The 25,867-nt window shown below is 57.8% G+C and carries 19 protein-coding genes and 3 pseudogenes; 12 read left to right on the top strand and 10 right to left on the bottom strand.

What is annotated here, in order from left to right; genetic code table 11:
• From X738_RS49815 to X738_RS88975, 3 genes are all read left to right on the top strand, one after another.
• Nucleotides 1–1,743 (top strand): Wzz/FepE/Etk N-terminal domain-containing protein, encoded by a 1,743-nt coding sequence (locus X738_RS49815; RefSeq protein WP_023797572.1) that lies wholly within the window; start codon nt 1–3, stop codon nt 1,741–1,743.
• 31 nt (nt 1,744–1,774) lie between these two features.
• Nucleotides 1,775–3,187, top strand: coding sequence for an O-antigen ligase family protein (locus X738_RS0140720; RefSeq protein WP_023797573.1), 1,413 nt, complete (start codon nt 1,775–1,777; stop codon nt 3,185–3,187).
• 213 nt (nt 3,188–3,400) lie between these two features.
• Complete coding sequence (locus X738_RS88975; protein ID WP_023797574.1) at nt 3,401–3,850, top strand: transposase; 450 nt, start codon at nt 3,401–3,403, stop codon at nt 3,848–3,850.
• Between the two features lie 840 nt (nt 3,851–4,690).
• Here the strand turns inward: X738_RS88975 and X738_RS49825 are convergent.
• The 3 genes and pseudogenes from X738_RS49825 to X738_RS84550 form a co-directional block, all read right to left on the bottom strand.
• Entirely contained in the window at nt 4,691–5,452 is a 762-nt protein-coding gene (locus tag X738_RS49825; protein ID WP_031254305.1) for a polysaccharide deacetylase family protein, read from the bottom strand.
• On the bottom strand, nt 5,449–7,263 hold the full coding sequence (locus tag X738_RS86820; protein WP_306454933.1) for an HAD-IIIC family phosphatase: 1,815 nt from the start codon (nt 7,261–7,263) through the stop codon (nt 5,449–5,451). The genes X738_RS49825 and X738_RS86820 overlap by 4 nt, the downstream gene beginning before the upstream one ends.
• 24 nt (nt 7,264–7,287) lie before the next feature.
• A pseudogene (locus X738_RS84550) lies at nt 7,288–7,463 on the bottom strand (transposase); the annotation flags it as partial.
• 142 nt (nt 7,464–7,605) lie between these two features.
• Here X738_RS84550 and X738_RS80725 point away from each other — a divergent pair.
• The 3 genes from X738_RS80725 (at nt 7,606) to X738_RS85915 (ending at nt 10,999) form a co-directional block, all read left to right on the top strand.
• Nucleotides 7,606–8,619 (top strand): glycosyltransferase family 2 protein, encoded by a 1,014-nt coding sequence (locus X738_RS80725; protein WP_023797577.1) that lies wholly within the window; start codon nt 7,606–7,608, stop codon nt 8,617–8,619.
• 98 nt (nt 8,620–8,717) lie between these two features.
• Entirely contained in the window at nt 8,718–9,743 is a 1,026-nt protein-coding gene (locus tag X738_RS49835) for a DUF354 domain-containing protein (RefSeq protein WP_023797578.1), read from the top strand.
• 332 nt (nt 9,744–10,075) lie between these two features.
• Nucleotides 10,076–10,999, top strand: a complete 924-nt coding sequence (locus X738_RS85915) for a glycosyltransferase family 2 protein (RefSeq protein WP_198032776.1) — start codon at nt 10,076–10,078, stop codon at nt 10,997–10,999.
• Nucleotides 11,000–11,004: 5 nt separating this feature from the next.
• Here X738_RS85915 and X738_RS88980 read toward each other — a convergent pair.
• A pseudogene (locus X738_RS88980) lies at nt 11,005–11,760 on the bottom strand (hypothetical protein); the annotation flags it as partial.
• A 301-nt stretch (nt 11,761–12,061) separates the two neighbouring features.
• A complete protein-coding gene (locus tag X738_RS88310; RefSeq protein WP_023797582.1) occupies nt 12,062–13,351 on the bottom strand; it encodes a calcium-binding protein in 1,290 nt (429 codons plus the stop codon).
• Nucleotides 13,352–13,608: 257 nt separating this feature from the next.
• Here X738_RS88310 and X738_RS49845 point away from each other — a divergent pair, with 257 nt between their 5' ends.
• Together X738_RS49845 and X738_RS84560 are read left to right on the top strand one after the other, a co-directional pair.
• Entirely contained in the window at nt 13,609–14,664 is a 1,056-nt protein-coding gene (locus tag X738_RS49845) for an IS4 family transposase (protein ID WP_023797583.1), read from the top strand.
• Nucleotides 14,665–14,852: 188 nt separating this feature from the next.
• On the top strand, nt 14,853–15,122 hold the full coding sequence (locus X738_RS84560) for a hypothetical protein (protein WP_156942556.1): 270 nt from the start codon (nt 14,853–14,855) through the stop codon (nt 15,120–15,122).
• 160 nt (nt 15,123–15,282) lie between these two features.
• On the opposite strand, the pseudogene X738_RS88985 reads toward X738_RS84560, so the two are convergent.
• A pseudogene (locus X738_RS88985) lies at nt 15,283–15,400 on the bottom strand (integrase core domain-containing protein); the annotation flags it as partial.
• A gap of 936 nt (nt 15,401–16,336) precedes the next feature.
• Here X738_RS88985 and X738_RS85925 point away from each other — a divergent pair.
• Nucleotides 16,337–16,993 (top strand): putative sugar O-methyltransferase, encoded by a 657-nt coding sequence (locus X738_RS85925; RefSeq protein WP_198032777.1) that lies wholly within the window; start codon nt 16,337–16,339, stop codon nt 16,991–16,993.
• A gap of 317 nt (nt 16,994–17,310) precedes the next feature.
• Here X738_RS85925 and X738_RS81725 read toward each other — a convergent pair whose 3' ends face one another.
• Both X738_RS81725 and X738_RS0140760 read right to left on the bottom strand, forming a co-directional pair.
• Nucleotides 17,311–19,365, bottom strand: coding sequence for an NAD-dependent epimerase/dehydratase family protein (locus X738_RS81725; protein WP_023797587.1), 2,055 nt, complete (start codon nt 19,363–19,365; stop codon nt 17,311–17,313).
• Nucleotides 19,362–20,408 carry a Gfo/Idh/MocA family protein gene (locus tag X738_RS0140760; RefSeq protein WP_031254318.1) on the bottom strand — a complete coding sequence of 349 codons (1,047 nt, stop codon included), beginning with the start codon at nt 20,406–20,408 and terminating at the stop codon, nt 19,362–19,364. The genes X738_RS81725 and X738_RS0140760 overlap by 4 nt, the downstream gene beginning before the upstream one ends.
• Before the next feature lie 321 nt (nt 20,409–20,729).
• Here X738_RS0140760 and X738_RS49860 point away from each other — a divergent pair, with 321 nt between their 5' ends.
• The 3 genes from X738_RS49860 (at nt 20,730) to X738_RS49870 (ending at nt 24,066) form a co-directional block, all read left to right on the top strand.
• Complete coding sequence (locus X738_RS49860) at nt 20,730–22,256, top strand: oligosaccharide flippase family protein (RefSeq protein ID WP_023797590.1); 1,527 nt, start codon at nt 20,730–20,732, stop codon at nt 22,254–22,256.
• A gap of 869 nt (nt 22,257–23,125) precedes the next feature.
• A complete protein-coding gene (locus X738_RS49865; RefSeq protein WP_023797591.1) occupies nt 23,126–23,800 on the top strand; it encodes a hypothetical protein in 675 nt (224 codons plus the stop codon).
• A 44-nt stretch (nt 23,801–23,844) separates the two neighbouring features.
• Entirely contained in the window at nt 23,845–24,066 is a 222-nt protein-coding gene (locus tag X738_RS49870; RefSeq protein WP_023797592.1) for a hypothetical protein, read from the top strand.
• A gap of 122 nt (nt 24,067–24,188) precedes the next feature.
• On the opposite strand, the gene X738_RS49875 is transcribed toward X738_RS49870, so the two are convergent.
• Together X738_RS49875 and fdh3B are read right to left on the bottom strand one after the other, a co-directional pair.
• Complete coding sequence (locus X738_RS49875) at nt 24,189–25,205, bottom strand: formate dehydrogenase subunit gamma (RefSeq protein WP_023797593.1); 1,017 nt, start codon at nt 25,203–25,205, stop codon at nt 24,189–24,191.
• A 54-nt stretch (nt 25,206–25,259) separates the two neighbouring features.
• Nucleotides 25,260–25,856 (bottom strand): formate dehydrogenase FDH3 subunit beta, encoded by a 597-nt coding sequence (fdh3B, locus tag X738_RS49880; RefSeq protein ID WP_023797594.1) that lies wholly within the window; start codon nt 25,854–25,856, stop codon nt 25,260–25,262.
• Nucleotides 25,857–25,867 lie beyond the last annotated feature (11 nt).

Raw genomic sequence — 25,867 nt, forward strand, 5'->3', positions numbered from 1 at the left:
ATGGATCGGATCGACAAATCCAGTATTGTGGCACAATCGACACGGGAGGAAGAACGCGAGGTTGCTTTGGCCCACGTGCCTCCTGTCGATCTCCTGCGTCCTTTGCGTATCCTGTACGCTCAGAAGTGGCTTGTGATGGCCATCTTGCTCGTTATCTCGGTCTGCGGCGTATTCTATGTCCTTCAACAGAGGCCAATTTACACCGCACGCGGCCTCCTCCTGATCGAGAATACACGTCTTGAAACTGGCCGCGAGGAGCTGCTTCCAATTGTCTCGAACGTTGATGTGTCGGCTGTAGACACGCAGGTGGAGATCATTCGGTCAGATGCGATTGCCTTGCACGTCATTGCCAGCCTCGACTTGGTGCGTGACTTGGATTTTGTTGGAAGCGGGGCGAAAAGCCTGGCACGGCGGACATTGGACACGTTTAGCGAATACGTGGCCCTCCGTGACATCGCAGAGTGGCTGGGAAGCGGGTCGCTGCAAGGACAGCAGCGGTCGGAACGGGTCGCGCTTCAAGCTTTCCAAAACATGCTCTCTGTGAAGCGCGTCGGCATGAGTTCAGTTATCGAGGTGATCTTCAGGTCTCAGGATGCGGACAAATCCGCTCGGATTGTCAACGAAATCTTGAATGCCTATCTCGCGCAACAGCTGGATGCCGCTGCCGCTGCAACGGCCAATGCAAGCGCTTGGCTCCGCGACCGCGTCAAGGACTTAGGAACCAAGGCAAGGGTCATCAGCCTTGCGGGACCGCCGATTCGACGCGAGGGGCCTACGCGAACGTTGCTGTTGGCAGGTTTCGTTGCACTCGGTTTGCTCCTTGGCATCGGCGCTGCAGCTCTACGCTTTGCGCTCGATCAGACCATTCGAAACCCGCGGCAGATCGAAAGATTGTTGAATGTACCCTATCTGGGTGCCGTCATGAGGTTTCCGCGGACGCCGTATAGAGCTTGGCCAGAACGCCGCACAAGTCGGCGGCTGATGCGAGCGCCTCTGTCGCCCTCGTCAGACCTTGCCTTCGTGGTGAAGCGCATTAGAACCGCAGCGCTTCGGCGAGGGAGAGGGCAGATCATCGGCCTGACCTCGATAATCTCAGGGGAAGGGGCGACCACGTTAGCGTCGAATCTCGCCTGCTCTGCGGTGGTTGCAGGATGTCGCGTGTTACTGATAGATGGCAATCCATACAAGCCCTCGCTAACTCGCCTGTTCGAGCCTGGCGCCACGACAGGGCTGCTGGATGTGCTTGCGGGACGGTGCACGATAGCAGAGGCTGTCGCAATCAACATGAAATCGGGTGTCCATTTTCTTCCTTACGCGGGCGGGGTCGGCACGCCCGTCGTAGATGCGGTACGGGTCCAATCGTTCGTGCGCGAATGCCGCGACAGCTACGACATCGTCGTTGTAGACCTGCCACCCTTCGCGCCTGTGCCGGAGTTATTGTGCGCTCGCACGTTTGTTGACGCTTTCGTGCTTGTGGTCGAATGGGCTCGAACACCCAGTTCACTCCTTACTTCAGCCGTATTGGCGGCAGGGATGAACCAGAATGATTTTCTCGGCTTTGTCTTGAATAAGGTGAACCGCATTGCAATCGATCCTTTCTCTTACCCTATCGAGAGTCATCTCTCGAAGTATCGCTTTCAGGAGTATGCGGAATCGCCCTCCGCTCAAAGCTTCCCAAGTATCGTACCGTGGAGAATCGAACGTTCACTTGCGCGTGGGGATGTCCATTACACTGGGACATGACGTAATGGGCAAATACTGAACGAAGGCCATAATGGCGGATGCGAGATCCGACTCAAGCAATAATGACTTGGTGAGAGAGCCGGCGCACGGCCGCGCCGCTGACTTCGCGGCTTCGATCTACGCCCTGACACCGGCGCTGGCGTGTAGCTTCTCCCTGATCGTTTCTCCCCTACTGCTGTTCTGGTTTCCCGTTCAAGGCATCGAAGCCATTTCTCGACCGGAGAACCAGTTTTTCTGGGCTGCTCTTTTCATCCTTTGCATCGGCTTGGCTGCAGGCTTGCGCCGCCTACTGGATTTTGCGCTGCCCGCAAACATTATGTGGTTCATTGGCTACCTGTTGGTTGCTGGACTGAGCGTCGCATGGTCGATTGCGCCGGAAATCTCCGTGAGGAGATACGTCCTGCAAGTCATGGTATTCGTATGCGCCGTGCTTCCCATCGTCTCATTGCGACGGACGCCAATCGCAACAGATCATCTTTTCGTCTGCTTTGGCCTGACCGCTTTGCTTAACCTTCCGTTCCTTTTCCTGACGCAAGCAGGCGAATTTGGTCATGCGGGCTTTTTCACTGGAAAGAACCTGTTGGGGCAGGTGTCGGCACTCGCATTCATATTTGCGTTGCACCAGGTGAGTAGGACCGGCGTCATTTACCGCCTGCGGGGAGGCATCGGGGTCGTGGTCGCGCTCACATTGCTTATTGCGAGCGAGTCGAAGACGTCGCTTAGCTTGGCATTGCTCAGCCCCGCGGTTGCCGGCCTTGTTATTGCGGCTTCCATCGTAACGCCATTCTCGCCTGCAGCGCTCGTGGGTTATCTGTCGTCGCTGTTTATAGTCGGTGTATTCATCGCTTCAAACGTTCTGGACTTCAGCAAGGAGGATGCATTCCTCTTTTTCTTCGGAGATGTTGGGTTCACGGGCCGAACGGAAATCTGGTCCTTTGCGCTCGAAATGATCGAACGCAGGCCAATGTTCGGCTGGGGATTCCAATCGTTTTGGCTCGTTGGACCTGACGCGCCCAGCGTGCGTGAGGCGCCTGGCTTTGTTGCCGAGATGCCGCATGCGCATAACGGATACCTTGATACCATATTGCAGACGGGGAGTATTGGCTTCGCCGTATTCGCGACAGCGATCTTCTTCAGCTTGACCGCCGTCGGAAGGGTGGCGCGTGCGGAACCCTTGCGTGCGTGGCTCTGCCTGTCGGTTTTTTTGTTCGCGATGCTGCATAACGGCATGGAAAGCTCTTTTTTTAGGGCGTTCGAACCATTGTGGCTGGCTTTGCTTATTGTATGTGCCGAAATTGGAGCCGCCAGCTTGCTGTTGCGGGAGCAAGGTGCCGAGGCTGCTGGCCGTTCCAGAGGACCTGATGGCCGACAGAATTTAGGGGGCGGCGCCCTGGAAAAGAGGCGCCGCGGCAATTTCCGGAGCGCAGCCCGTAACAACCGCTGACCAGGATGTCTGGCATGCCTGGTCGTTTGGCTCGAACCATCTCGATGCAGAGCTGCCGAACGCTCAGAGTCCGGCCCGAAATTCACGATTGTCGTGCCAAGCGGCCGGCGAGGAGCATGACAGAGGCAGCATGGAGGGAGGCTTTGGCCGATGTGAGGGTCGCCTCCGGGTCCTTCCACAGCGGTGCCTGCTCGCCTCGAAGCGAGCCCGGGGGTGCTGCGCCGACGTTGGTCGGCCGGGGCGAAGGCGCGGATCCTGGAGGAGACGGTGCAGCCGGGCGCCGATGTCTCGGCAGTGGCACGCGCGCACGGACTGAACCCGCAGCAGCTGTTTGCCTGGCGGCGCAAGGCGATCCGGTCGGGCGCCCTGGCGATCCTGGCTGACGGAGCGGCACGGCCGCAGGGCGTCGCGCGGCTTGAAGTGGCGCATGGGAACGGGGATGGCTGCGGCAGTGTGGAAACCGTCATCGGCGACGCGACGATCCGTGCCGGCGGCGACGTTGCGCCGGCCATTCTGAGCCGCCCGGCACTCATGGTGGCCCCTCCGACGTGCATCCTGAGGAGGCGGTGTAGGAAGAGCGAGCCGGATCGGCTACTCTACACACTGGACCGCTACTTGACTGAAGTGTTCCGTAGCGCCAATCACGTCGAACCGTTTTCCTGAGATCTCTTGAAAGTCCAAGAAGGACCGAAATTCATTAGTAAGATCCTCGAACTCATCAAAAACAATAAAGCTGCCCGGCTTTATAAGATATTCAAGGTAGATCAGTACGTACATCCCTGAGCTTTACAGATCGCAATCTATATGAATCCAGGTAAATCCAGTTGACTGGAACGTTTTAGTGAACTCTGGGAGAGTACTGTTGAACCATCCTTTCACAAATTGAACTCGCGTGTCGTTAAAATGTTCGGAGGGTTGCCGTGCGTGGAAAACGTTCCTCGTGGTTTCTGCTCGTTCCAGTCTCTAGGGAGACCTTCGAATGAATCGAACCCGATGAAACGAGACTGATAACGATGATTTATCTCAGAGCCTACTTTTATTGACTCACCCTTAAACACGCCGAATTCGAGATAATCGATTGGTCGGGAGCCTATTCGCTCTTGGACAACCTGTTGAGATCAAATCTAGTTTGGTCCTGTTTTCGGCGGCGTAGTACCTCGCAAATTTGGATGCTAGCGCGACCCGAAATCAATCTGTCCTCGCGACCTCCGAGAAGAATTCGGGCCACACTTCTTCGTAGAACATTTTGCACTAGAGACTCCGATCCACTTTGGCATAACCCTATCAAGCGCTAGCAGGCCACTCGTGAGACCTGTGCCGGACCGGCTCCGTTTTCGCCTAGAGAGCAGCCGGGTATCGAGCGTCGGGCATTGCTGAAGTAACAATGACCGAGTTCGCCGACACTAGTAATAACGCGAGAAATCTCATCACATCGCTCATCCTGCGTTAGGCACAGTGCCCCAAGCTACACAGGAGAAGGGCCGTTGCCTGTGTCAGGGGTATTCACGTGAAAGCGACTCGGCCGATTGCATTCTTCATGGGCAGGATTTCGATACCTGCATCTGTCAAGAGGGCTATGAGCTCCTTTAGCTGGTCTGGCGTGCAGCCCCAAGGAGTCGGGACGTCAGTCACATCGTGGGTAAAGAAAATCAACCATCCATTCGTTGCCTTCGCCTCAGCAACGGCCTTTTTGAGAGGATACCTCGCAAACACGTGAGCCTCGAGCCCAAATGCTTTCAATTGGGAAAGATCGATCAACCCCGCGTTAACACCGGCCCAGATCCCACGGCAGGCTGCAAATCGACTGCTCACCAGGCGCTTAGCGGGAATGCTCGCGTCACCATGCGGGAACGCGAAAGAGGTCATAATAACGTCGCCTAGCACATCGCGCACGAAAGCGGCATTGCGGTCGAGGCTCGCGCCCAGCGCTTCTCTGGATTGCTTGCTTACTCGTTGATGCCCAAATGTATGGCAGCCGATCTCATGGCCTGCTTCGTGAACCGCCAAGAGATCTTCTCGACGAAAGTACTCAATCCCATCCAGCGCTCGTTCGCAGAAGCAACCCGATACGAAATAGCTTGCGCGGATGCCGGCCTCCTCGAGGAGGGGCCCCGCTCTAGTCCAGGCGCTTCGCGGGAAGTCGTCGAATGTGATAGTCGCAACCGGCGCCGCCAACCGGCTTCGCACCGCTCTGCATGTCCAAGCTCGCGTCAGGCGGTTAACTGCCCTGCTTAAGAGCGAATTTGGTGGAACTGCACCGTTCATCGGGTCACGTCCTTGATAATGACGACGTCGTGATCCGGGAAGCGCGTGGCCGTGTCACGGACAAATAGGCCCCGTTCAGGTCCTTGCTCCCGGTAATCGAAGCCGAGTTCTCCAAGCATTTTTATCGAAGCCACGTTGCGTTGCGTTCGTTGATATTGGATCGATATGGATTTTGCTCCACGGTGATGGAAGTAACGACACAACCACGCAAAAAAAGCATGCTCCACCCGCTTCCTCTGAACGCGGCAACTCATCATAAAAGATTCGACAATGGGCGCATGGCGATCGATCACACACAATCCGATTATGCCGTAATCTCCGAATCGGTCCTCACAGCGCAAGATAAATCCGCAGCTCCGACTGTCCTTTTTGAGCATGGATTCGATCTCGTCACGCGAATATCGCCTTCCCGAAACGTTCAGCTGGTTTGTCCGCTGCGACAACTCGTATGCACGGTCAATATGCCCTGTCGAGAGCGCGGCGATGTCGATCGTGATCGCGCAGCCGCGCAGGAAGGAGATGTAGTCAAGTTCAGAGTTCGAAAACACGGCCTGACGCCGCTCTTCGACCTGATACATTGACCGACGTTTGGCGCTCTCCGCCGTAGCGGGCACATCGAAAAGCGGTCGGTCAAGCAGATTGTCGCTGTCTGCTAGTACGGTTATCGTCGGCAAAGCATCTTTCACTTCGCCTCGCTCGAATGCTTGGTCGTCAATAAACACAAAACTGTCAATACTAATATCGAGAAGTTCGGCCAGCCTCCTCAGTGCCTGGCTCTTCGGTTCCCAGCTGATCTGTGGGAACAGGAAATATTCGCGAAGGCCGAACGCCTCTAGCGCTGCAAAGGCGGGTTCAGGATCATTCTTCGAGACCACTGATTGGAGGATCCCACGGCGATCGAGCTCGAGAACGGCGTCGCGGGTGATCTGGTCAACAACCAGTACTTCCATGCCGTCTTCCGCGAGAGTACCGCGCCACAATGTGTTGTCGAGATCCCAGACGACGCATTTTGCCGTCCTTTCCTTCGCATCTTTGCTCAGATGGTTGGTTGATTTCCATGGTTCATTGATCTTTGTAGCGCTCGATCGCAGACGCACAAAATCCAAGATCCCGAAGAGAATCTCCTGGTTTATCGTGTTGCCGACGGGCTCAATCTGGATCAAGTAAGGTTTAGAGAGGTCAACCCGCGCCTCGATTTCGATGCGCGATGCAAACACCCGATTATACCCCTGCACCAGCTCAAAACGGGTCTGGTATAGTCCGCTGTTCAGTTCCTTCGAAACAATGGTCAATGTGCATGGAAGCGTTGGTCCAGCATCGTCGCGGTAAGCCTCAATCAAAAAAGCGTCGGGCTCGGCTTCGTAGGAGTTCAACTGAGCCATGGTTTTCAGAGCGTTCCACCTGTTTTTGGCTATTCTAGACAGCCGATATGATGGGGTGTACCGTGTGATCACTTCCGACACGAGGTGATCAACGCGTGCGCGCCGGCGCGCGCTCCGGGCCTTGATCATGCCGTTTGGTCCCACGCCTTCCAGCTTTCCCCATTTTCGGAACTCCACCGACATCAGCTGCAAGCCATCAATAACGCTCGGCACTATGCCCTTCGCGAACCGACGACAATGCAAATCCTGCCGCGGTGTGTAGAACGAGCAACTCGCATAACACGTCGGAAAAGCGCATTCCGTGCAATGCTCCTCCCAGACGATCTGACTTCGAGCGATCACCGAATCCTCAAGCTCACGGAAATGTTTGATCACGGCATGAGAGATACGAGGCCTTACAACTGCGTTTGGCGAGAGCGTTTCATGCATGGTAAGCCTCACGTTAGATCGTGTCGCCACGGGGGGCAGGCTGATGAGGGGATCATCGCTCATCTGGCTGATCGTTTCCAGCGTCATGTATCTGGCCCGCTGCACTGCCCATTCATCGTTTCGTTCGAGCAGGGTGCGCCTACAAGGCGCACGATGGCTTCGTCGTTCGGGAAGATTCCGACTACCTCTGTGCGTCGCTTGGGGCCATCCCAATGGTAGAATCGACCGCTGCACCGACAACCCGTCGCAAGGCGACCCGGACGCCCTGTTAAGGTTAACTGGATTTTGTCGCGAAGCGGCTGTATGCTTGTCGCATCCAGCGATCCCACTTTGGAGGATCCGATGCCCATTGACCCGCTCGTCTCTATCATCATCCCCTGCTACAATGGACAGGCGTACCTTCGAGACGCAATTGATTCAGCTCTGACGCAGTCATACCCGCACGTTGAGATTGTTGTGGTGGATGACGGGTCAACGGATCAGAGCGGAAGCATCATACATTCCTATGCCGATAGACTAATCGGCATCCGCCACTCCAACCAGGGACTTCCGCGATCCCGTAATGCAGGGGTTGCGCAATCGAGGGGCGAATACCTGCTGTTCCTGGATTGCGACGACCTGATCGCTCCCGACACAGTGGCGGCGCTGCTTGCCGCCGTGAAGGAGGGACCCGACACCGTCGCCTGTTGCAAGTGGAGAACACTCGTTCAGAAAAACGGCGCATGGATTGCCGAGGCCGGCGAAGTGCCGTTCCCGCTCCCACATCCTGACCCCCTTGCGGGATGGCTCCTGGGACAGTGGATACCGTGCTGTTCCTTCCTTTGGCCGCGAGAGTTATTCAACAGGCTTGGCGGCTTCGACGGAGAGCTAACCACAAACGAAGATGGAGATCTGATGTATCGAGCTCTCCTGCGCGGAACCCGTTTGGCGGTCGCGCGTGGAGGCGAGTCGTACTACCGCCGGCACGGCACGAATGCTCTTTCGATGAGCCGCGACATCTTCTCGGAACATCGCATCCGGTCAAGCATGCGGGCGTTCGAAAAACTGGAAACAGAGTTGCACCAGCGCGACTTGTGGGACAGTTACAAAATTCCATTGGGAATTGCATATCAGATGCTGGCTCACCGCGCGCTTTCCGCGCGCACCGATCTGGCGCGTGAAGCCCTGGAACGGGGTGTGCGGCTAGCAGGAAAACGGGCCGTATCGCCAACCCGGCTTGGGCGAGTCCTCGTGAGGTTAATCGGCATGGAGCGGAAAGAGCGAACTGCGCGTGCACTTGCTCAGTTAGGACTAATGTCCAGCGGACGGCGACAATATACAAAATTGGGCCGGCTGCACAGGGCGAATTCACCATAAGTCCGATCGGAGTTCGACGATCTCCTCGGGTAGAGAAGCTCGTTGCGGACCTTCTCTACCGCCAGCCTGGGGCGATTGCGCCGCAACGGGAGGAGACGATGAAAATATGGATTGACCTCTCGACGGCGCCAGATCCACTGTTTTTTCGTCCCTTGATAAAGCGCCTGAACGAGCGAGGCCATACGACTTGGCTGACAGCTCGTGAGTTCAGCGAGACAACCGCGATAGCGAAAATGTGTGGCCTCCCCGTCGAGGTGATCGGGCGGCATGGCGGCTCGACCATGATGGGTAAAGGTGCGGCCATATTCAAGCGCGCTGCAATGCTGGCTCACCGCGTCTACAACGAGCGCTTTGATGTCGCGGTCGGGTTCAACTCGTACGCACAGGCATTGGCAGCGCGACTTGTGTCGATACCTCTTGTAACATGCATGGACTATGAGCATCAGCCGGCGAACCACGTTGCTTTTCGCCTAGCACGGTGCATAGTTGTTCCCTCCGGATTCAATCTCGAAGCGCTGCGCCGGCAAGGCGGAAAGCCCTCAAAGGTAAGATTTCACGATGGCCTGAAGGAGCATGTCACGCTCGTGGATTTCACGCCAAATCCGGATTTTCCAAAGTCGCTGCGCGCGTACAATATCACTGACGAGGACGTTCTGGTGTTAATCCGTCCCCCGGCGACACAGAGTGCCTACCATCGCTTCGAGAACGATCTATTCGCCCATCTCGTACACCATTTTTCGAGAATGGCAAAGACGAAGGTCATCCTTCTCCCACGCTACAGTTCCCAGTCCGAAAGATTTCGTGCTGCTGGTGGGCGAAACTTAATAATTCCATCGGAAGTATTGGACGGTCTCAACTTGATCTATTACTCCGACCTTACCATCAGTGCAGGAGGGTCGATGAATCGGGAAGCTGTTGTTTTGGGAACGCCAGCATGCACAGTGTTCAGAGGTCGAATGGCTGGGGTCGACCTGAAGCTCATCGCAGAAGGAGCACTGGGGAGAATAGATACGTTGAGCGATATAGAGCGGCTTGCGCCCACCAAGAAGCCCAGCCGACCGGTGCCCACCGTCGACAGTCGCGCGACGGAGCAGGTCCTCGACGCAATTTTAAGCGTAACCTAAAGATCGCAGCAGAGGAATGGATCGAAAGACGCGTGTTCAGACTTTCAGAGTGTTGGGGCACATCACCGATGCGTTTGCTCGTTATGGCGGATTCTAACAAGTCGATGGCTTCGGCGGTCGGAGACGCAAACTCGGGCTTTAGTCGGGTAGCAGTGCTCACCTCATTTGGCCAACCCGTGAGCTATTCTAATCGCAGGCTGGTGCTACCTATGAGTTGGGCACAGCTCCGCCTTGGGGAGCGCACCTGGAGAAGCCGACACAGATTCAGACGGGCGATTTCGGAAATATTGGGATTCAATGCCGCCAGGCGTCTCCACTGGCAGGACGATATAGTGTCAAATGTTGCCGCATGCGACCCGGATGTAATAGATCTGCGAGGGCTTTGTCGGTCGAAGGAATGGCTTTTCGAATTCCTGAGCGAACAGTTCCCCGCGCTAAAGATTTTGGTGGATTCAGGCCAGAGTTCAGCGCTTCAAGAGACTGCCAGATGGCGTAAATATGATCCCGATACAAAGATCACTATCGTTCTTCCGGTTTACAACGGCGAACGATTCCTTCGCGCGTCGCTCGAAAGTTGCCTTTGCCAAACCCACCGAAATTTGGAGCTGATAATTGTTGACGATTGCTCGACCGACGCGACGCCTCGAATTATCAGTGAATATGCGGCGGTCGACAGCCGTATCAAGGTGATCAGGAACACCTCAAACCACGGGCTTCCCGATTCGTTGAATATCGGTTTCCGAGCGGCTACAGGCGCTTACTTCACCTGGACTAGCGATGACAACTTGTACGCTCCGGGTGCGATTGAGTATATGGTTCAACAGTTGACGACGTATCCGAGCGCGGGACTGGTTTACACGAGTTTTGTTCGCATTGATGAACTTGGCGACCGCCTTGGTATCTCAATGAGTATGCCCCCAACGGGCCTTCGCAGTCCCGACCTGGCGTCGGCAGTGGTTGGCGCTTGCTTCATGTATAGGCGCGAAGTGCGAGACGAAATAGGCGAGTACCGAGCCAAATACCGTCACGCGGAGGACTTCGACTACTGGGTAAGAATATGCATCCGGTATCCCGCATTGCATTATTATGAGCCCTGTTATTTTTACCGACTGCATCGTGATTCCCTTACCAGTCATCATAGGGCGAAGTGGCGGGGGCTAAACGAGAAAATTGTCCATGAACACTTTGTCACCTCGCGCAACTCGATACATTGGATGGGTTCTCGTCGCGCTCGCCCATCAATTCAGGGGGGATGAACGTTCCTCCCGAACTGTTTGGCGTGGGCATAGCGCTGATGGTTGATCAGGGCGAACTTGCCCACCCCGGCACAGGACTGGCGCAGGGCCAGGCCATATTTCTGGGCTTCACCAGCCGCTCGCCGGCGCGATGCATCAGCTTAGCGTCGGTCGGGAAGGTGACGGCCTTCTCCTCGACCGTGGTGTCGACGATCACTTGGCGGAAGTCGGCGGCTTGGCCACTCCTACCCTTGTGGCCGCCGCAAGGCTCTCCTGCCTTCCTCCATGCACTGGCGTCAGCGCGTCGTACGCGGTAAGCGCGAAGCGCACCCCATCTGGGTGGCATGAGATGAGGGCGAGAGATGACACTGAAGGAGCCGAGGAGCTTGCAGTGTCAATTTCTAGGTCTGCGCCTATGTCTGATGATAAAAGTTTCCATGTTCTTGAGGCGGTTCCGAACCGGCTGGAGGCGAGCCGGCGCGTCAGCGGCGAGCGACCGAAAGGCAAACGGTGCTGGAAGAACTCCTCCCCGCAGAAGAATTGAAGAGTTGGAAAATTGGAAATAGGGCTGCAGCACCCATTGCCCTCATCGGAGAAGTTGTGCATTGCCTTGAGGATGGCCAACCCTGCCATCAGCCGCATCGCCAAGAGCGGCCGGCCGGGATCGTCGTCTCGGACCGCGCCGAGCCGGTCTTCTTAGTAAAGCGCCAGTCGATCGTGCGCGCCAGCTTCACCAGCGCCCGATCCATGTCGAGCATCTGATCGAGCCGGGACCGGAACAGATCGGTCTGGCCGCTCTCTCGCCGCTCCCTCGGTCACATTGCCCGCGCACGCCCCGCTCGTCAGGACAATGGAATCGCACGCGAAGGCAGGATCAATTTGCCGGAAATCGTCGTCCATAGCCACGAAATCCGGCAAACGCGAATACTTGTTCAAATCCAAAATTCACACAAATCAGCAGCTTGCGAGTTCTCCACAGACGACGAGGAAGCGCTCGCGCTTCAGAAGCCGGTACCCCGATGATGCGCTGAAGCTTCTGCCCTGGTCGACCGACCAGGGCGCAAAGCGTGCTGATCTGAGCCCCTACAGGATGAAATCGCTCGCGTGGAGCGAAGCGACGTGCAGCAGTTGCATCGAGAAGTCGGCGGTGCCATTGCCGTCGACATCGCCATAGACCAATGCGTTGCCTTTCACCGTGGCATAGCGCAACTCGCCAGCATGATGCGTAAAGCCGGACGTGCCGATGAAGCTGAATTCCTGCGAGCCGGCCGTCACGCTATTGGCATCGATTGCCGAGACGTCGACTTTGTCGCCCTGCGCAGTGCTGAAGTCCTGGATCACATCCCGGCTCTTCGCAGCCAGCTTGCTGTCGGTCATCGAGTTGAACACAAAGGTGTCGGCGCCGGTGCCGCCGGTCAACAGGTCACGGTCGAGCCCGCCGGCGATGGTGTCGTTGCCATTGCCGCCGCCGATGGTGTCTTTGCCGCCAAGCCCCGACAGATGGTTGTTGCCGGCATTGCCCGTGAGGGTGTTGGCCAGGGCGTTGCCGATGCCGTCGATATTGGCCGTGCCGGTCAAGGTCAGCCCCTCGATGGCGCCGAGGGCATGCGCCGTGTCCGACAAACTGTAGCTGATCGAGGAATTGACTGTGTCGACGCCGGTCGTGCCGGTTTCGTCCACGACGTCTCCGATATTGTCGACCGTATAGCTATCGTTGCGGTCGCTACCGCGCATGTGATCGGCGCCCGTGCCGGTTGGTGTGGCCGTTTGATCGGCGCCCGTGTCGGTGGTTGGTGCGGCCGTTTGATCGGCGCCCGTGCCGGTGGTTGGTGCGGCCGTTTGATCGGCACCCGTGTCGGTTGGTGTGGCCGTTCCAATTACTGGACTGACATCGTAGCCGCCGAATTTCGAGATGTACTCCGCGACAGGCGTTCCCCACGGATCGGACGCCCCTTGAGTGCCTCCTGAGTTAAGATACACCGCCACAGAATCAGCGCCAACCAAATGCGCCCCGGCGAGAAGGCCAGATGCTGTGATTTCAACACCGTTGATTGTTTGTCCGATGTACTTCTGAAGTCCAAATTCCTTGAACTCGGTATTCCATAGGTACGTGAAGTACTCTCCAGCTGCTTTGTCCTGGATGGCCGGACTGCTCAGCCAGTCTGCCAGACTGTTGATGCCGTCCTTGCCGGTCCAGCCGTTGTTCCAGTCCACTGCTGCGGTGCCATCGAGCTTGTAGTAGCCGATCATCCGCAATGCCGATTCGCCGGCCTGGTAAGCGCCTGCATAACCCTGCGGGTTCACGTAATCGTATCGATTGCTCGATTCGCTGAATGCAAGGGCATCAAGGAAGTTATCGTAGGATCCAGCCATAATCTTTGATTGTCCACATATAAGTGTTTCGGGAGGGTTTAGATGTTTTGTTGAGGTGATATCCTATTGCGGATATTAGTTGATCTTACTAGTCCGAACGTAAGTAGGGAATATGACGACAATGTGACTGGTTCCGGCATAAATATGTTGGAGTGACATTCTGTCCACAACTTAAACATCCATCAGTTTGTCGGATAGCCGCTTGACGGCCAGAATCTGCGTGTGATTCAAGGATTCCGCACTTTTGCGGGGGCTGGATGGCTGGGATAGCGAGCACGACGACGGACTGGGCGGAAGGGATCGCGGCCGAACTGCAGCGCAAGCTTCCCGGCCAACGAAAGACCCAGCGCGGCAAGCTGGCTTTGCTGGTGGCGACGATGCTGAACGTGCGGAGCGCCAATCTGGTCGAACTGGCCTCGGGCCTGCCGCTGGCGGCCGAACGCACGGACATGCGCTATCAGTGGATTGCGCGGTTCCTGGCCAATGATCGGGTCGATTGTGACGCGGTCATGCAGCCGTTTGCGATCGAAATCCTGGCCAATTTGGCCAGGGACGGGCGCAAGATCACGCTGATCATGGACCAGACCAAGGCCTCGGACCGCCATCAAATCCTGATGCTGAGCGTGGGCTTCGGCGAGCGGGCCCTGCCGCTGGCCTGGCGGGTGGAGGAAACCGACGGCGCCATCGGCTTCGCCACGCAGAAGGCCTTGCTGGAGGCCGTCGTCGGCTGGCTGCCGCAAGACGTCGTCGTGACGCTGATGGCCGATCGCTTCTACGGCACGCCGAGCCTGATCGGCTGGCTGGCGGATCACCGCTGGGGCTACCGCCTGCGCCTGAAGGGCAACCTGACGGTGCGGCTCGGCGCGGCCAAAACCACCACCGGCGATCTCGCCCTCTCCGGCGACACCTATTTTGCCGATGTCCGGTTCACGGCCAAGCGCGTGCGAACCCATATCGGCGTCCTCAAGGACCCGGACCACAGCGAGCCATGGATCATCGCCATGTCGGACAAGCCCAATTATCTCAACACCTTGGACTATTCGAAGCGCTGGGGCATCGAGCCGATGTTTTCGGATTTCAAGTCCCGCGGCTTCGGCCTCGCGCAGACCCAGATCCAGTACCCCGGCCGCCTCGCCCGCCTCATCCTCGTCATGGCCCTCGCCATCTACTGGGCCGTGTCCGCCGGCATCGCCGACGCCGCCGAAAACCCGGTTCCCGCCGAAAAAAACTCCCCCGATACCAGCCCGCAAAGCTGCAGCGCTCAAGGCTCTCCTGGTTCACACGAGGCCTGCGCTACCTGTGCAGACTCATGATCAAATCCCTGCCACTCCCCACGCTTTGGCTCGAAGGTCCAAACTGATAGATGCTCAGGCGGGCTGATCCTGAGAGGTTGGGCAATGGCCCAACAGGGAGATGGCAAGGAGGGCCTCGCGCTGATGCGGGAGAGTGCCACAGAACGCCTGGCCATGGGTGTTAGCTGGTATCAGCCCGATATTTGTGCATGCTGGCGGAGAGTTATCTGCAACATGGCAGTGCCGACGAAGGTTTGGTGGCCATCGCCAAAGCTAAGGAGCTCTCGGCGCGCGCCGAAGAACACATGTGGGAGGCCGAGCTTAATCGAATTAAGGGCGAACTGCGGCGCATTCAAGGATTGCCGGCACCCAAATCGAGGCTTTCTTTATGGCAGCCCTCGAAATTGCACGGGACCAGAATGCCAAATCATTCGAGCTGCGCGCTGCACTCAGCCTCGCAAAGTTGTGGCGCGACCTAGGGCGCCACGCTGAAGCCAGAGAAGTCTTAGCGCCGTTTTATGGCTGGTTCACAGAAGGCCTTGATACGCCCGATCTAGTTGCGGCCGTGAAAGACTTGTGAGCCGTGCGAACTTCCTGCAGCGGCGGTTAAAGTCTTGGCGGATCATGCGCCTCCTGGCAATTGCGCAGGTCGCCGTTGAAGCTCTCGATTGCCTTTTTGTATGGGTTTTCCGGGCGCGATGAAGTGCCAGTCGATGGCCCTGTCGCGGCAAGAGGCGGCAATGGCGTTGCAGGTGAATGCCTTCGGTGTGGCCGGAACCTCCCGCATTCATCAGCGATTGTGCAGCAAGTGTGGACCGCGACACTTGATGACCTGTCTTTGGTTGGAGGTCGTGGCATCCGGCAGAGCCAGCCGGGTTCCGCGCCAAAGACCGCCTTCGGGAAACCGGGGCGGCTTTCGTTTGTGTGAGCCGGCGCTCGCGCAAGGCTGCGTTTCGGCGGGGGCGGGCTCGTCGCCGGAGCCGAGAGGATGAGCGATAAGAAAGACGAGCCGGCGAGGCACTTCGGCATTCCTCGCAGGCTCCAAAACACGGACACGTTTGGGAGAACTGTGCCCGGCTACAGATGGATATAGGCGGAGCCGGAGAGCGGCCACTGGCCACGCTCGCGCCTACTGCCGCCTGTCCGGCTTTAAGAGATCACGGCGTGTTTCATCAAGCTGCTCTGTCGCCTTGGCAAAGTTTCTCAGACGTCTGGATTCCAGCGCCCGGAAGCAGTAGCATCGAGCCTCACGAGCGGCTGCACTGATGCTGCGCGCCCAAACGTTCTATTCGCAGGGACATCAGGTGGCATGTCTGCTCGGGTCCGTAAGATTACAAAAGATATACTTGCGCTCTCCCAAAATTGTCTTGGCTTCACCGCAATAAGCACACGAACCCGCGATCGCCTCCTTGCCGACGCGCCCAACCTTAGCCGGTACTTCTTGCTAGTCGAGCGACCGAAACACCCTATAGGCAAACTGCCTGACGGGTGTCACACCGTGCTTCGCGCGGACCACCCTGACCTCCAGGACCTGCGACGACGGTACGCCAATCACCCGGCAACGGAGCACATCCAATGGTCGCGCCAAGATGTCGAGACCCGGTTATACCTGTCGTATTTTCGGGCTGACAATCCTTACGTCTTTCAGTCGCGAGCGTATTCCCCTCTGGTATTCTACGCGACGGCTGCGTATGTGGAGAAAACCGACAAGGCAGACCTGTTTCAGGTGTTGGAGGAGGACAACTACTTCGGCGCCGAAACTTTCGACTTCCATGGAAAACTCGTGAGTCGGGACCTTCTCGACTCCATCATCGAACTTAACTTTTTGGCCGCGTACGTTCCATTGTTTTCTGAGTCCCGATCTATCAACGTGCTCGATATCGGGGCCGGTTATGGCAGGCTTGCACACAGAATGACGGCGGCATGCCCTAATGTTGGGAAGTATTTTTGTACTGATGCGGTACCGGAGTCGACCTTTCTATCGCAGTACTATTTGGCGTTTCGGAATGTGCTCGACCGGTGCGCCGTGGTGCCCCTTGACAAGGTGACCGAGTTACGGTCCATCCCGATCGAGCTGGCGATTAACGTGCATAGCTTTACCGAGTGCCGCGGTCGCGTCGTGGCGTGGTGGCTCGAGGAACTTAGTGCCATAAAAATCCCTTGGTTGTTCATTGAGACAGACTTCGGCTTGACGTCTCGCGATGGGTACGGCGTTCGCAATGATTTTCGGGAAAAAATTGAGGAGTCTGGGTATCGGCTGATTGTGCAGCAGCCGAAATTTGCGCAATCACAGATTTTGCGCGATCACGGCCTCTATCCGTCGGAATTTTATTTGTTTCGCCGAACATAGCCTTCCAAAAGCCCCCAAACGGCATTCGTGCGGATCAAAGACCGGAACGGGTCGGAAGCGGGCATTCAAGCTGACATCACACCAATGATTAGGTGGTTGACAGGCCCCGCTGGCGGCGGTTTGTCGCATCCCGCGACACCGAAGCATCGCCGGCCGATCGAGCGCCTGCGCGCCATCGCGGATGGCGCTTGACGCCGAGCGATTTATGGGGACGGAGCGCGCAGATCACCATCGTCGCAGACTGCTCGGCGAAATCATGAAATTGCTTGCGACCGGTGAGGCCATGCAGCTACCCGTCGAGATATCGGCCCGCAGAATTACCGCTTGCTTGGCCACGACGGCCATGATCTCCTCCTGAACGGTGCGGCCCAAAATAGCTTCCCAATGGCGCCCGCTAGCCGCGTGAGATAATAGTAACGTTTAGGCGACGCGAATGCAGCGTAGCCACACGCCAGAAAAGCGAACACGGGAGCTTGCACGAGGGCTATGGCCATGGAAAGCGCCGTTAGTGCCGGTCGCGCCGGCGAAAGCAGCATGGGCGCCCACGATGCAACCTGCCCGCCCCGAAGCGCGCGCAGAAGCACGTAGCCGAGGCGAAGACGCTCCTGCGGCACATGCTCCCACGCCACGGCTTCCGCGCACCAGATAAAGTGAGCGCCACTTGCGGCCAGCTGGTTGAAATACAGAGCATCCTCTCCGCCGAACATCCCGAGGCGATCATCGAAACGCACAGCCGCGATCTCGCTCGATCGGTGCCTTATCAGGCAGTTACCCGTGGCCAGGGATGGGTAAGCGTCCGTGCCACGTGCCCAAAATGGCGTCAGAAGTGTGCTCCCGACGGAGGTACCGGACGGATGATCTGTCCAATGGGAGAAAGCCGTGCGGAAAAACGCACGCTTGGCCGGGTCCGTTATCTCGGGCATCGTCGGAAGAACGGGCCCAAATACCACATCGGCATCAGACCGGCATTGCGCTTCAAGCAGATGAGCCATCCAACCTTTCGTTGCGACCTCATCATCGTCTATGAAGACAGCGAACTCTCCTCTGGCATGGCAAAGCCCGGCGTTTCGCGCCATTGAGATTCCGGGTCGCGGTTCATGCAGATAGTGAACCGGAACTGCAGCTGATCGCGAAAGCTCATGGACGACCGCAGCAGCGGAGCCGTCCGGGCAGTTATCAACCACGAGTATTTCAAAGCTTCCCGGGATCGGACCTTCCTGCGCGAAACAACTTGCAATGCATTCTCGGAGACGAAGCGGCCGTTTGAAGGTTGGTATGATGATGGTGGCACGAGGCGCGGTCGACTTCTCGCTTCCACTGCCCTCGGATCGAGGGACCCGCGGCAACTGAGCCGCGACAGCAGCGGGCGCCTCAGACATAGAGACTGCCGGCGGATTGTAGGTGCGGCGCAAGCACTCCTCCCGGCCGAGTGGCGGAGCCCAACCGAGGACCCCCTGAGCCTTCCGATTGCTGAACCGCGCCGGCTTAAAGCGCGCCTCAAAGCGGCTCGGCACAGCAATGTTCGGCAATCGGCCTTTGTTTCGGAACAAGCGTCGATTGATCCAAGCGGCAAGGGCAGGAATGAGCCTCGCTGCTCTGTAGGGCATCGGGATAGGAGGGCCGCCGGCGTGCGAGCGTGTAAGGTGCTCGCGAAGATGTTGCCATACTCGGACATCATCGCCGTCCACGACATTGAACGTCTCTCCTGCTGCGCTTGGGTTCTCTGTTGCATTCGCGAAGAAATCAGCGCAGTTGTCGACATGCGTGAGTGGCAGTCGCGTTCTCGGCCCAACGGCGAGATATACTGGCCCCAGTTTGTATCCGAGCGCAGCAAAGTACTCACCTCCTTGGCCCCAGATAAAGCCGGGCCGAAGAACAGTGAGATCCCAGCCGTGCTCGGCGCTCAGCCGTCGCGCCACCCGCTCCTGCCAAACCTTAGCAATGGTGTAACTGTCCCTGGAATAAAGATCGGGGGCCTGCTCAACCGGCGATGCTTCGTCTAGCGTACCCGTAACCTTGGTCCAGGCGTAGACGGAAAAGCTACTCGCCAGCACCAAATGGCGAGTGGCGGAACTCGCCATTGCCTCAAGCAGCCGCTCCGTGCCGACCACGGTGCTAACGAACTGAGCGTCCTCATCACCGGTCAAGGAGGCGGCCAGGTGTACGAGCGCGTCTACGCCGTCGAATGCCTCGACGAGATTAGCCGACGTTCGTAAGTCCGCGCGATGTACCTCCACATCGCCCGCCCAGGGCAAATTGTCGAGCCGGCTGGTGGCGCGGGCGATGACTCGAACCGAATGCCCGCGCAGCAAGAACTGCGCAACAACTCGCTTGCCAAGGTATCCAGCTCCCCCCGTAACCAGGATTTTCACGGGGGCCTCACTTCTGCGACGAGGTCAGATACCAGTCGGTTTACGGCGATGACCTGGTCTATGGAAACCGGCAATTCGGCTCCGTAGTTCAGGGCTCGGTAAACTCTGGCAAGCAAATCCCACAAGCCTTCATAAGTGCCGGGGCTGCCGTTCAGTTTCCACAAAAGCGTCTGAAATGCCGACTTTGACAAATCTCTGGACTCCCGCAACGCGTTGATAAGTGGGTTGAGGGACTTAGGGCCGCGGTGAAGCCGAGACAGAGTGAGGCGGGTCTCAAAAAGATTGGCTACAGCTTGCATCTTCGTTCCGTAAACGCGTAACCAGAAAGCGTCCGGACGAGTATTGGCACTGAAGCTCAGCATCGCAGTTGCGTGCTCCCCGCCGACAAGGGCTCTGAATTCGCTGAACGGCAACGGCGAGGAAAACCGGTTTGACCAGTTCGTGTGGACCCAGCGGTGGTCACCAATAAAGACAAAAGCGAGCGACGCCAGATGGGTCAGGAAATCAGAAATCGCGGCCCCTGGCATACTCAACGATGGATGGGGTAAATTAGGATCGGAGAACGGGCTTCCCGCTCTGAGAATATTCAAGCAGAGGAACGCCTCGACGTGGGTCACCTCGCCAAACTCACCCGACGCGATAAGCTCCCGAATCTGTCGAGTTGCTCGATTAAAAACGTAGTTGTGGTCCTCGATGAAGGCAACGCCGCGTTCCAATGCCTTTTTCGTCAGCGCCTCAACGTCCGCATAAGCTAATGCAGCCGGTTTTTCGACAATGACGTTCGCCCCGAATTCAAGAGCGGCCATTGCTAACGGGAAATGCGAAGCTGGAGGTGTCGTGATGTGAACAACATCTGGCCGCATCTCCGAAAGCAAGGCGGCGCTGTCAGTGAAAAAGGCGGCAACGTCGAAGCGCTCAGCCATGCACTCGGCCCTGGCACGGGACAGGTCACAGACAGCGACAACCTCGACGTCCGGCAGCTCGCGAAGGCATGCCAGATGCTGGCGGGCAATCTGCCCAGTGCCTATTAGCGCAGCTCTCAAGAGGCCTCGCTTCGCGATGAGCCGATCCCCAGCGCGTTCCGCGGCATTCGCGGCGATGGAGCCGATCGGGGCACTGGACGCGCCTTGTCTACCGCACTCTCCCGCGCCAGCCTGTCGGCGTCAAGAAAGTTTCCACCTGCTCGCTGCGAGATAGGAGCTAACTGGATTGCCAGCCATGGCAGGATCTCTCGCCCTTTCGCCATTCGTACATCCCCCCTGAGGGATCAAGGTCCCTCGGCAAGCCTCATTTTGTCGCCTGACACTTTGCTGCGGCCGTGCGACAGTCGCTATTGCTGCTGCTGCTGCACTTTGGAAAGTACCTTGCGCCGTAACGACACGAAACTCGGTACCCGCGTCCGCTTCGCTGCTTGGTGGCAGCGAGTCTATTGGGGTTCGCCGGTACGTCAGCGCCTCATACGTGGAGCCTTCTGGTCGCTGATCGGCGCCGCCGGGTCGCGCGCTGCCGCCATGCTCCTTTCGATTATCATTGTTCGAATGATTGGCCGCGAGCAGTTTGGGCAGCTCGCCATGGTCCAAAGCACAATCGGGGTGGTGGGAATGGTCGCCGGCATGGGACTGGGGACCGTAGCAACGAAATACGTCGCAGAGCTTCGGGAGAATGATCCCGAGCGGGCCGGACGAATATTAAGTTTGATAAGCATAGTTGCGCTCGTGACCAGCCTGTCGGCAGCAGCAGCATGCTTTGGTTTTGCTGGCACGCTCGCATCTCAAGCTCTCGGCCGAAGCGACTTGACACTACCTATTCAAATTTTGGCGGCATTGGTATTCTTCTCGATCTTTGACGGTCTATTCCTTGCAATCTTGACGGGTCTAGAGGCATTTTCGCGTATCACGAGGATCTCTCTTTCGGTTGCTGTTGTTTCACTCTTCACTTCTCCCCCACTAGTTTATTATTACGGACTAACTGGCGCTGCGGGCTCACAAGTACTTTGTACAGCTATTTCGATGGTGCTGACGTATTTGGCTTCTGGTGACGAATGTTCTCGCTACGGTATACACTGGTCACGAATTCGACTTGCCGGACGAGAATGGCGAGTTATCGTCAATGTCGGGTTGCCGATGTTGGCTGCAAATCTACTTGTAGTGCCGGTGATGTGGCTCGCGAACCTAATGCTTATTCGATCACCTATAGGCTATTCAGATCTCGCATTGGTTCGCATTGCGGACCAGCTGCGCTCATTGGTCACTTACTTTCCCATGGTGTTGCTCGCGCCGACGCTGGCAATAATGGCAAACTCTGCAGCGGATCCAAAGCGTTTTGGGGCAACTGTACGCTATTGCTTATCCCTTTCCGCCCTCACGGTTTTCCCAATTGGCATCTCAACTACTCTGCTCGCTCGATGGCTTCTGCCTGTCCTCTACGGACCTGAATTCGCTGGAGACAGCAATGCAATTGCGTGGGCCATGCTGATTGCCGGAATACAAGCTACCGGAGCGGGGCTCGGTAATGTTCTTGTGGCCACGGGACGAATGTGGACTGGATTCGCAATAAACCTCGGGTGGGCGCTTCTTTTCCTTGGAATTGCCGCTTTGAGCATCCCATTGTATCACGGTGTTGGATATCTCGGCGCAATGGCGGCAGCGTATCTAATCCTGTTTGCCGTTGTGTATGGCTGGTTCAGCTTTAGAGAGCCTTCCCTGATGGGTGGGTATCCGCTACTAACTTTGTTAATATTCTTCGTAGTGGCAATCGCAGGATCAAACATCCTGAGTGCTTCTCTCGACATTGTGAGTGCCATCGTCGCCTGCGTAGGCGTGAGTGGAGCCATGATTGCTGTCATTGTCGTATCGGAGCGGATTGCCCTTGCGCGGAATCGTGGGGCGTAATTCAGCGACCGCTTGGTCTTTCATCCAAGTCATCCTCAGCGGTGCGCTTTTGAGCACCAAGCGTTTGGCATTGGCACGCGCCGGGATTTGGCTCGCATCGCTACCGCTGGGGGTCGAACGCTCCTTCGCCTGGGTCAACCAATTCCGAAGCTGAACGCTTATTCCTTCCTGTGAGAGCTGTTCGCGGTGGGGAGGAGCTATATTTCGTCGGTGTCTGTGCCAAGAGAGACGGCGACTACGTCTCACCGACGCTGCGTGCGCTGTCGACGCTTTCGGAGTTCATCGTCAGTAACCGTGCGGTCCTTGCGGGCGATTTCAATCAATCTACAAGGTTCGACGCGAATCGAAGTCCGGACGGTCATTTTGCGCGCGTCTTGGAGCTTATCTCTCGACTTGGTCTGGTAAGCGCATGGCATGAATTCCACGACGAAAGGTTCGGCGAGGAAAAGTCACCGACCTACTTCCATCGATGCAGGATCAGGCCTTCCATATCGACTACATATTTGTGCCTCGGGACGTTCCCATTCCTTTGTCGAACTCGGCACCTATGACGAGATCGCCATAACAAAGCTGAGCGACCACGTACCCCTCTCGGCGGACGTTCGAATCCCCGTCCGCAATTGGCCTTCGCTTTAGCCAAGGCGGGCGCATCCAATCGCTCGCCGAGCAGCCCTTGCGACTTCGGCAATCATCGTGCTCGCCTCGTCGAGGGCGGGCGCATTCGTTGAGCTGAAGAGTCGGGAAGGCCGCGGGATCGCCCGATGGCCGAATTGCGAGGCAGGCCTCGCAATCCCATGGATCGTTCTGGCACCTTCTAACGTTATGTTGTCGCCGAGGCGGGTGATTTTCATCACGGAAGGAGCAAAGCGATGAAAAAAATGCTTCTCGCAGGAATCGTTGCCTTGTCGGCGTCGACGTCGCTGGCGCAGACGAGCACTGCCCCCGAACCCGCGCCTCCAGCGGCTGCAACGCCCGCTGCCCAGCAGCCAGGCGGGCCTGCAAATCTCTGCCAGGAGCTCCTCGCCTTCATGAAGGCGCCTGCCGAAGCGGCCAGCCCGACCGCGGCTGCCCCGGCTCAGCAGGCTGGCACATCTTCTACCAGCGCAGCCGCGCCCGCCAAGCCCGAGACCGGGACGGGCTCGGCGCAGAAAATTACCGGGCAGGCTGGGGTTGCCAGCGATGCTCCACAACCGAGCAAGGAGAAGGTGGCCAGCGGATCGGCGACGAACGCGCCCCAGAAGGAAAGCAGAGCCGCGCCGGTGCCCCCCTCCGATACGTCGAGCACTCCCAAGGATTCCGTGATCAACGCCGCGAAAGCGGAGGAACTGGCCGCCGCCAATGACATTGCACAATGCCAGAAGACCGCGCGGGAAATGCGAGTGGCCGGCGTCGCCATGCCGCCGCCGTTGCTTGCACTGGCGGCGCTCGACTTGCAGTATCAGCAAAAGTCCGGTGCGGCCCCTCAGGGATCTGGCAATCCATCTGTGACGGGGCAGGATCCTGCGCCGCAGACTCCAGCGCCGCAGACGCCACCGCCACAATGAGAGCATGACTGCGGACTTTGAGAAGGTGAAAGGGAGAAGGCGGGATGGGTATGATCTTGACCGGAATTGTCGTTTCGATCGCAATCGCGTTCGGGGCCGGCTATTTTCTTCTGAGCGCGCAGCAGCAACAGCCGGCATGGCAGGTCTACAGCAGCGAGAGCACTCGCGTCGGCGATCCGGGGCACAATCTGGTCGGTCAAAACTGGACCGGCGAACCGGGCGACAACTCAACCGCAGCCGCGGGCGGCGAGGAGACGCCTTCGTAGCCTGGATATCCACCTGCGCTCGCTGGCGTGGATTTTGAGGCTGCGCAATGAAAGCCTAGTGGCACTCCCAAAAAAAATGCCCGGACCATTGGCCCGGGCATTCCGATTGTGCGCAGAAGCTTTTATTCGGCCGGTTCGGCCGCCGAGCGCGGCGGTATCGTACCTTTCGCCTCCTGCGTTTCGACCCAAGCGCTATGATGCTCCTTCGCCCAGTTGATATCGACCGTGCCCGAGCCCATTGCTTCGTAGGCGCCTTCCATCCCGAGCGTGCCGATATAGATGTGAGCGATAATAACAGCGATCAGGATTATGCCGACAGTCGCATGAACATACTGGGCCGTCTGCATGCCGTTTATGTCGGTGAATGCGAACGGGAACAGCATGAATATGCCGGACACCGACAGCGCAATCCCACCGAGCACGACGGCCCAGAAGATGAGCTTCTGGCCGGTGTTGAAACGTCCGGCCGGCGGATGCGTCCGGTTGGTCTTGTCGAAGAAGCCGCCGCCGACTCTGAGCCAATGCGCGTCATGGCGATCGGGAAGGTTGTCCCAGACCCATGTCACCAGCATGACCAATATGCCGAGCATGAACGCCCAGGAGACGAAGTCGTGGGCGTATTTCGCCCAGATCGACCAGGTTGAAAATGCATCGGCCCCGATCAGCGGCATCAGCAGACGCTTGCCGAAGATAAAGTTCAAGCCGGTGATGGCCAGGATGATGAACGCCGTGGCGGTCATCCAGTGGGTCAGCCGCTCCAGGGCACCGAAGCGCAAAATCCTTACGCTCGATTCGGTCGCCAATGTACGGATGCGGCCCCGGTAGAAATAGAACAGCGCCAGCAGCAGCAAAATGCCTGTTATCGCGATGCCGCCGATCCAAGGCAGCCAGCCCTCGTGGAAGCTGCGGTAATCGCGGCCTTGCGGCTGCTCGAGCAAGCCGGCGGCCGTATTGGGCAGGGTGACGCGTCCCTCGATCTTCCGCAGCTCATCAAGAAGCTGCTGTTCGTTCACCGCCTGAGCGGTCGGGTTGCTCCCGGATGGGGCTTGCGCGTACACGGGCGCGGCGACCAGCAGCGTGAGCGTCATGAACGCCGCGATAGCCTGCGGCATCAATCGACCAAGCCTGTTGTCCGGCATTTATGCGTCCTCCGTGAAAACTCCGTTTGCGCGCGGGACGAGCCCGACTGCCTCCTACACGTCGATTGTTTCTCGATAGGCCGTCTGCCAGCCCCAGGCTCCCGAACCATAGCCACGCTGCGTCACACGCTCCTTGTAGATCGCCGCGATGATCTCCCCGTCGCCGGCCAGGAGCGACTTGGTTGAACACATTTCGGCGCAAAGCGGCAGCTTGCCTTCAGCCAGCCGGTTGGCTCCGTACTTGGCATATTCAATTTCGGTGGAATCACCTTCCGGGCCCGCGGCGCAGAAGGTGCATTTGTCCATCTTGCCGCGCGAACCGAAGTTTCCCACACGGGGATATTGCGGGGCGCCGAACGGACAGGCGTAGAAGCAATAGCCGCACCCGATGCACAGGTCCTTGGAGTGGAGCACCACCGCGTCGGCCGTGGTGTAGAAGCAGTCGACCGGACAGACCGCCGCGCATGGCGCGTCGGTGCACTGCATGCACGCCATCGAGACGGAGCGTTCGCCGGGCTTGCCGTCATTGATGGTGACGACGCGGCGCCGGTTGATGCCCCATGGTACGTCGTGCTCGTTCTTGCAGGCGGTGACGCAGGCATTGCACTCTATGCAACGATCAGCGTCGCAAAGGAATTTCATCCTGGCCATTTCTGTTCCTC

Source organism: Mesorhizobium sp. L48C026A00 (assembly GCF_000502375.1).
GTDB classification, from domain to species: Bacteria; Pseudomonadota; Alphaproteobacteria; order Rhizobiales; family Rhizobiaceae; genus Mesorhizobium; species Mesorhizobium muleiense.

Excerpts from the sequence above, each read along its gene's own strand:
- X738_RS49815 (WP_023797572.1), top strand. The coding sequence starts at position 1 with ATGGATCGGATCGACAAATCCAGTATTGTGGCACAATCGACACGGGAG.
- X738_RS0140720 (WP_023797573.1), top strand. The coding sequence starts at position 1,775 with ATGGCGGATGCGAGATCCGACTCAAGCAATAATGACTTGGTGAGAGAG.
- X738_RS49825 (WP_031254305.1), bottom strand. The coding sequence starts at position 5,452 with ATGAACGGTGCAGTTCCACCAAATTCGCTCTTAAGCAGGGCAGTTAAC.
- X738_RS86820 (WP_306454933.1), bottom strand. The coding sequence starts at position 7,263 with ATGCATGAAACGCTCTCGCCAAACGCAGTTGTAAGGCCTCGTATCTCT.
- X738_RS80725 (WP_023797577.1), top strand. The coding sequence starts at position 7,606 with ATGCCCATTGACCCGCTCGTCTCTATCATCATCCCCTGCTACAATGGA.
- X738_RS49835 (WP_023797578.1), top strand. The coding sequence starts at position 8,718 with ATGAAAATATGGATTGACCTCTCGACGGCGCCAGATCCACTGTTTTTT.
- X738_RS88310 (WP_023797582.1), bottom strand. The coding sequence starts at position 13,351 with ATGGCTGGATCCTACGATAACTTCCTTGATGCCCTTGCATTCAGCGAA.
- X738_RS49845 (WP_023797583.1), top strand. The coding sequence starts at position 13,609 with ATGGCTGGGATAGCGAGCACGACGACGGACTGGGCGGAAGGGATCGCG.
- X738_RS84560 (WP_156942556.1), top strand. The coding sequence starts at position 14,853 with ATGCTGGCGGAGAGTTATCTGCAACATGGCAGTGCCGACGAAGGTTTG.
- X738_RS49865 (WP_023797591.1), top strand. The coding sequence starts at position 23,126 with ATGAAAAAAATGCTTCTCGCAGGAATCGTTGCCTTGTCGGCGTCGACG.
- X738_RS49870 (WP_023797592.1), top strand. The coding sequence starts at position 23,845 with ATGGGTATGATCTTGACCGGAATTGTCGTTTCGATCGCAATCGCGTTC.
- X738_RS49875 (WP_023797593.1), bottom strand. The coding sequence starts at position 25,205 with ATGCCGGACAACAGGCTTGGTCGATTGATGCCGCAGGCTATCGCGGCG.
- fdh3B (WP_023797594.1), bottom strand. The coding sequence starts at position 25,856 with ATGGCCAGGATGAAATTCCTTTGCGACGCTGATCGTTGCATAGAGTGC.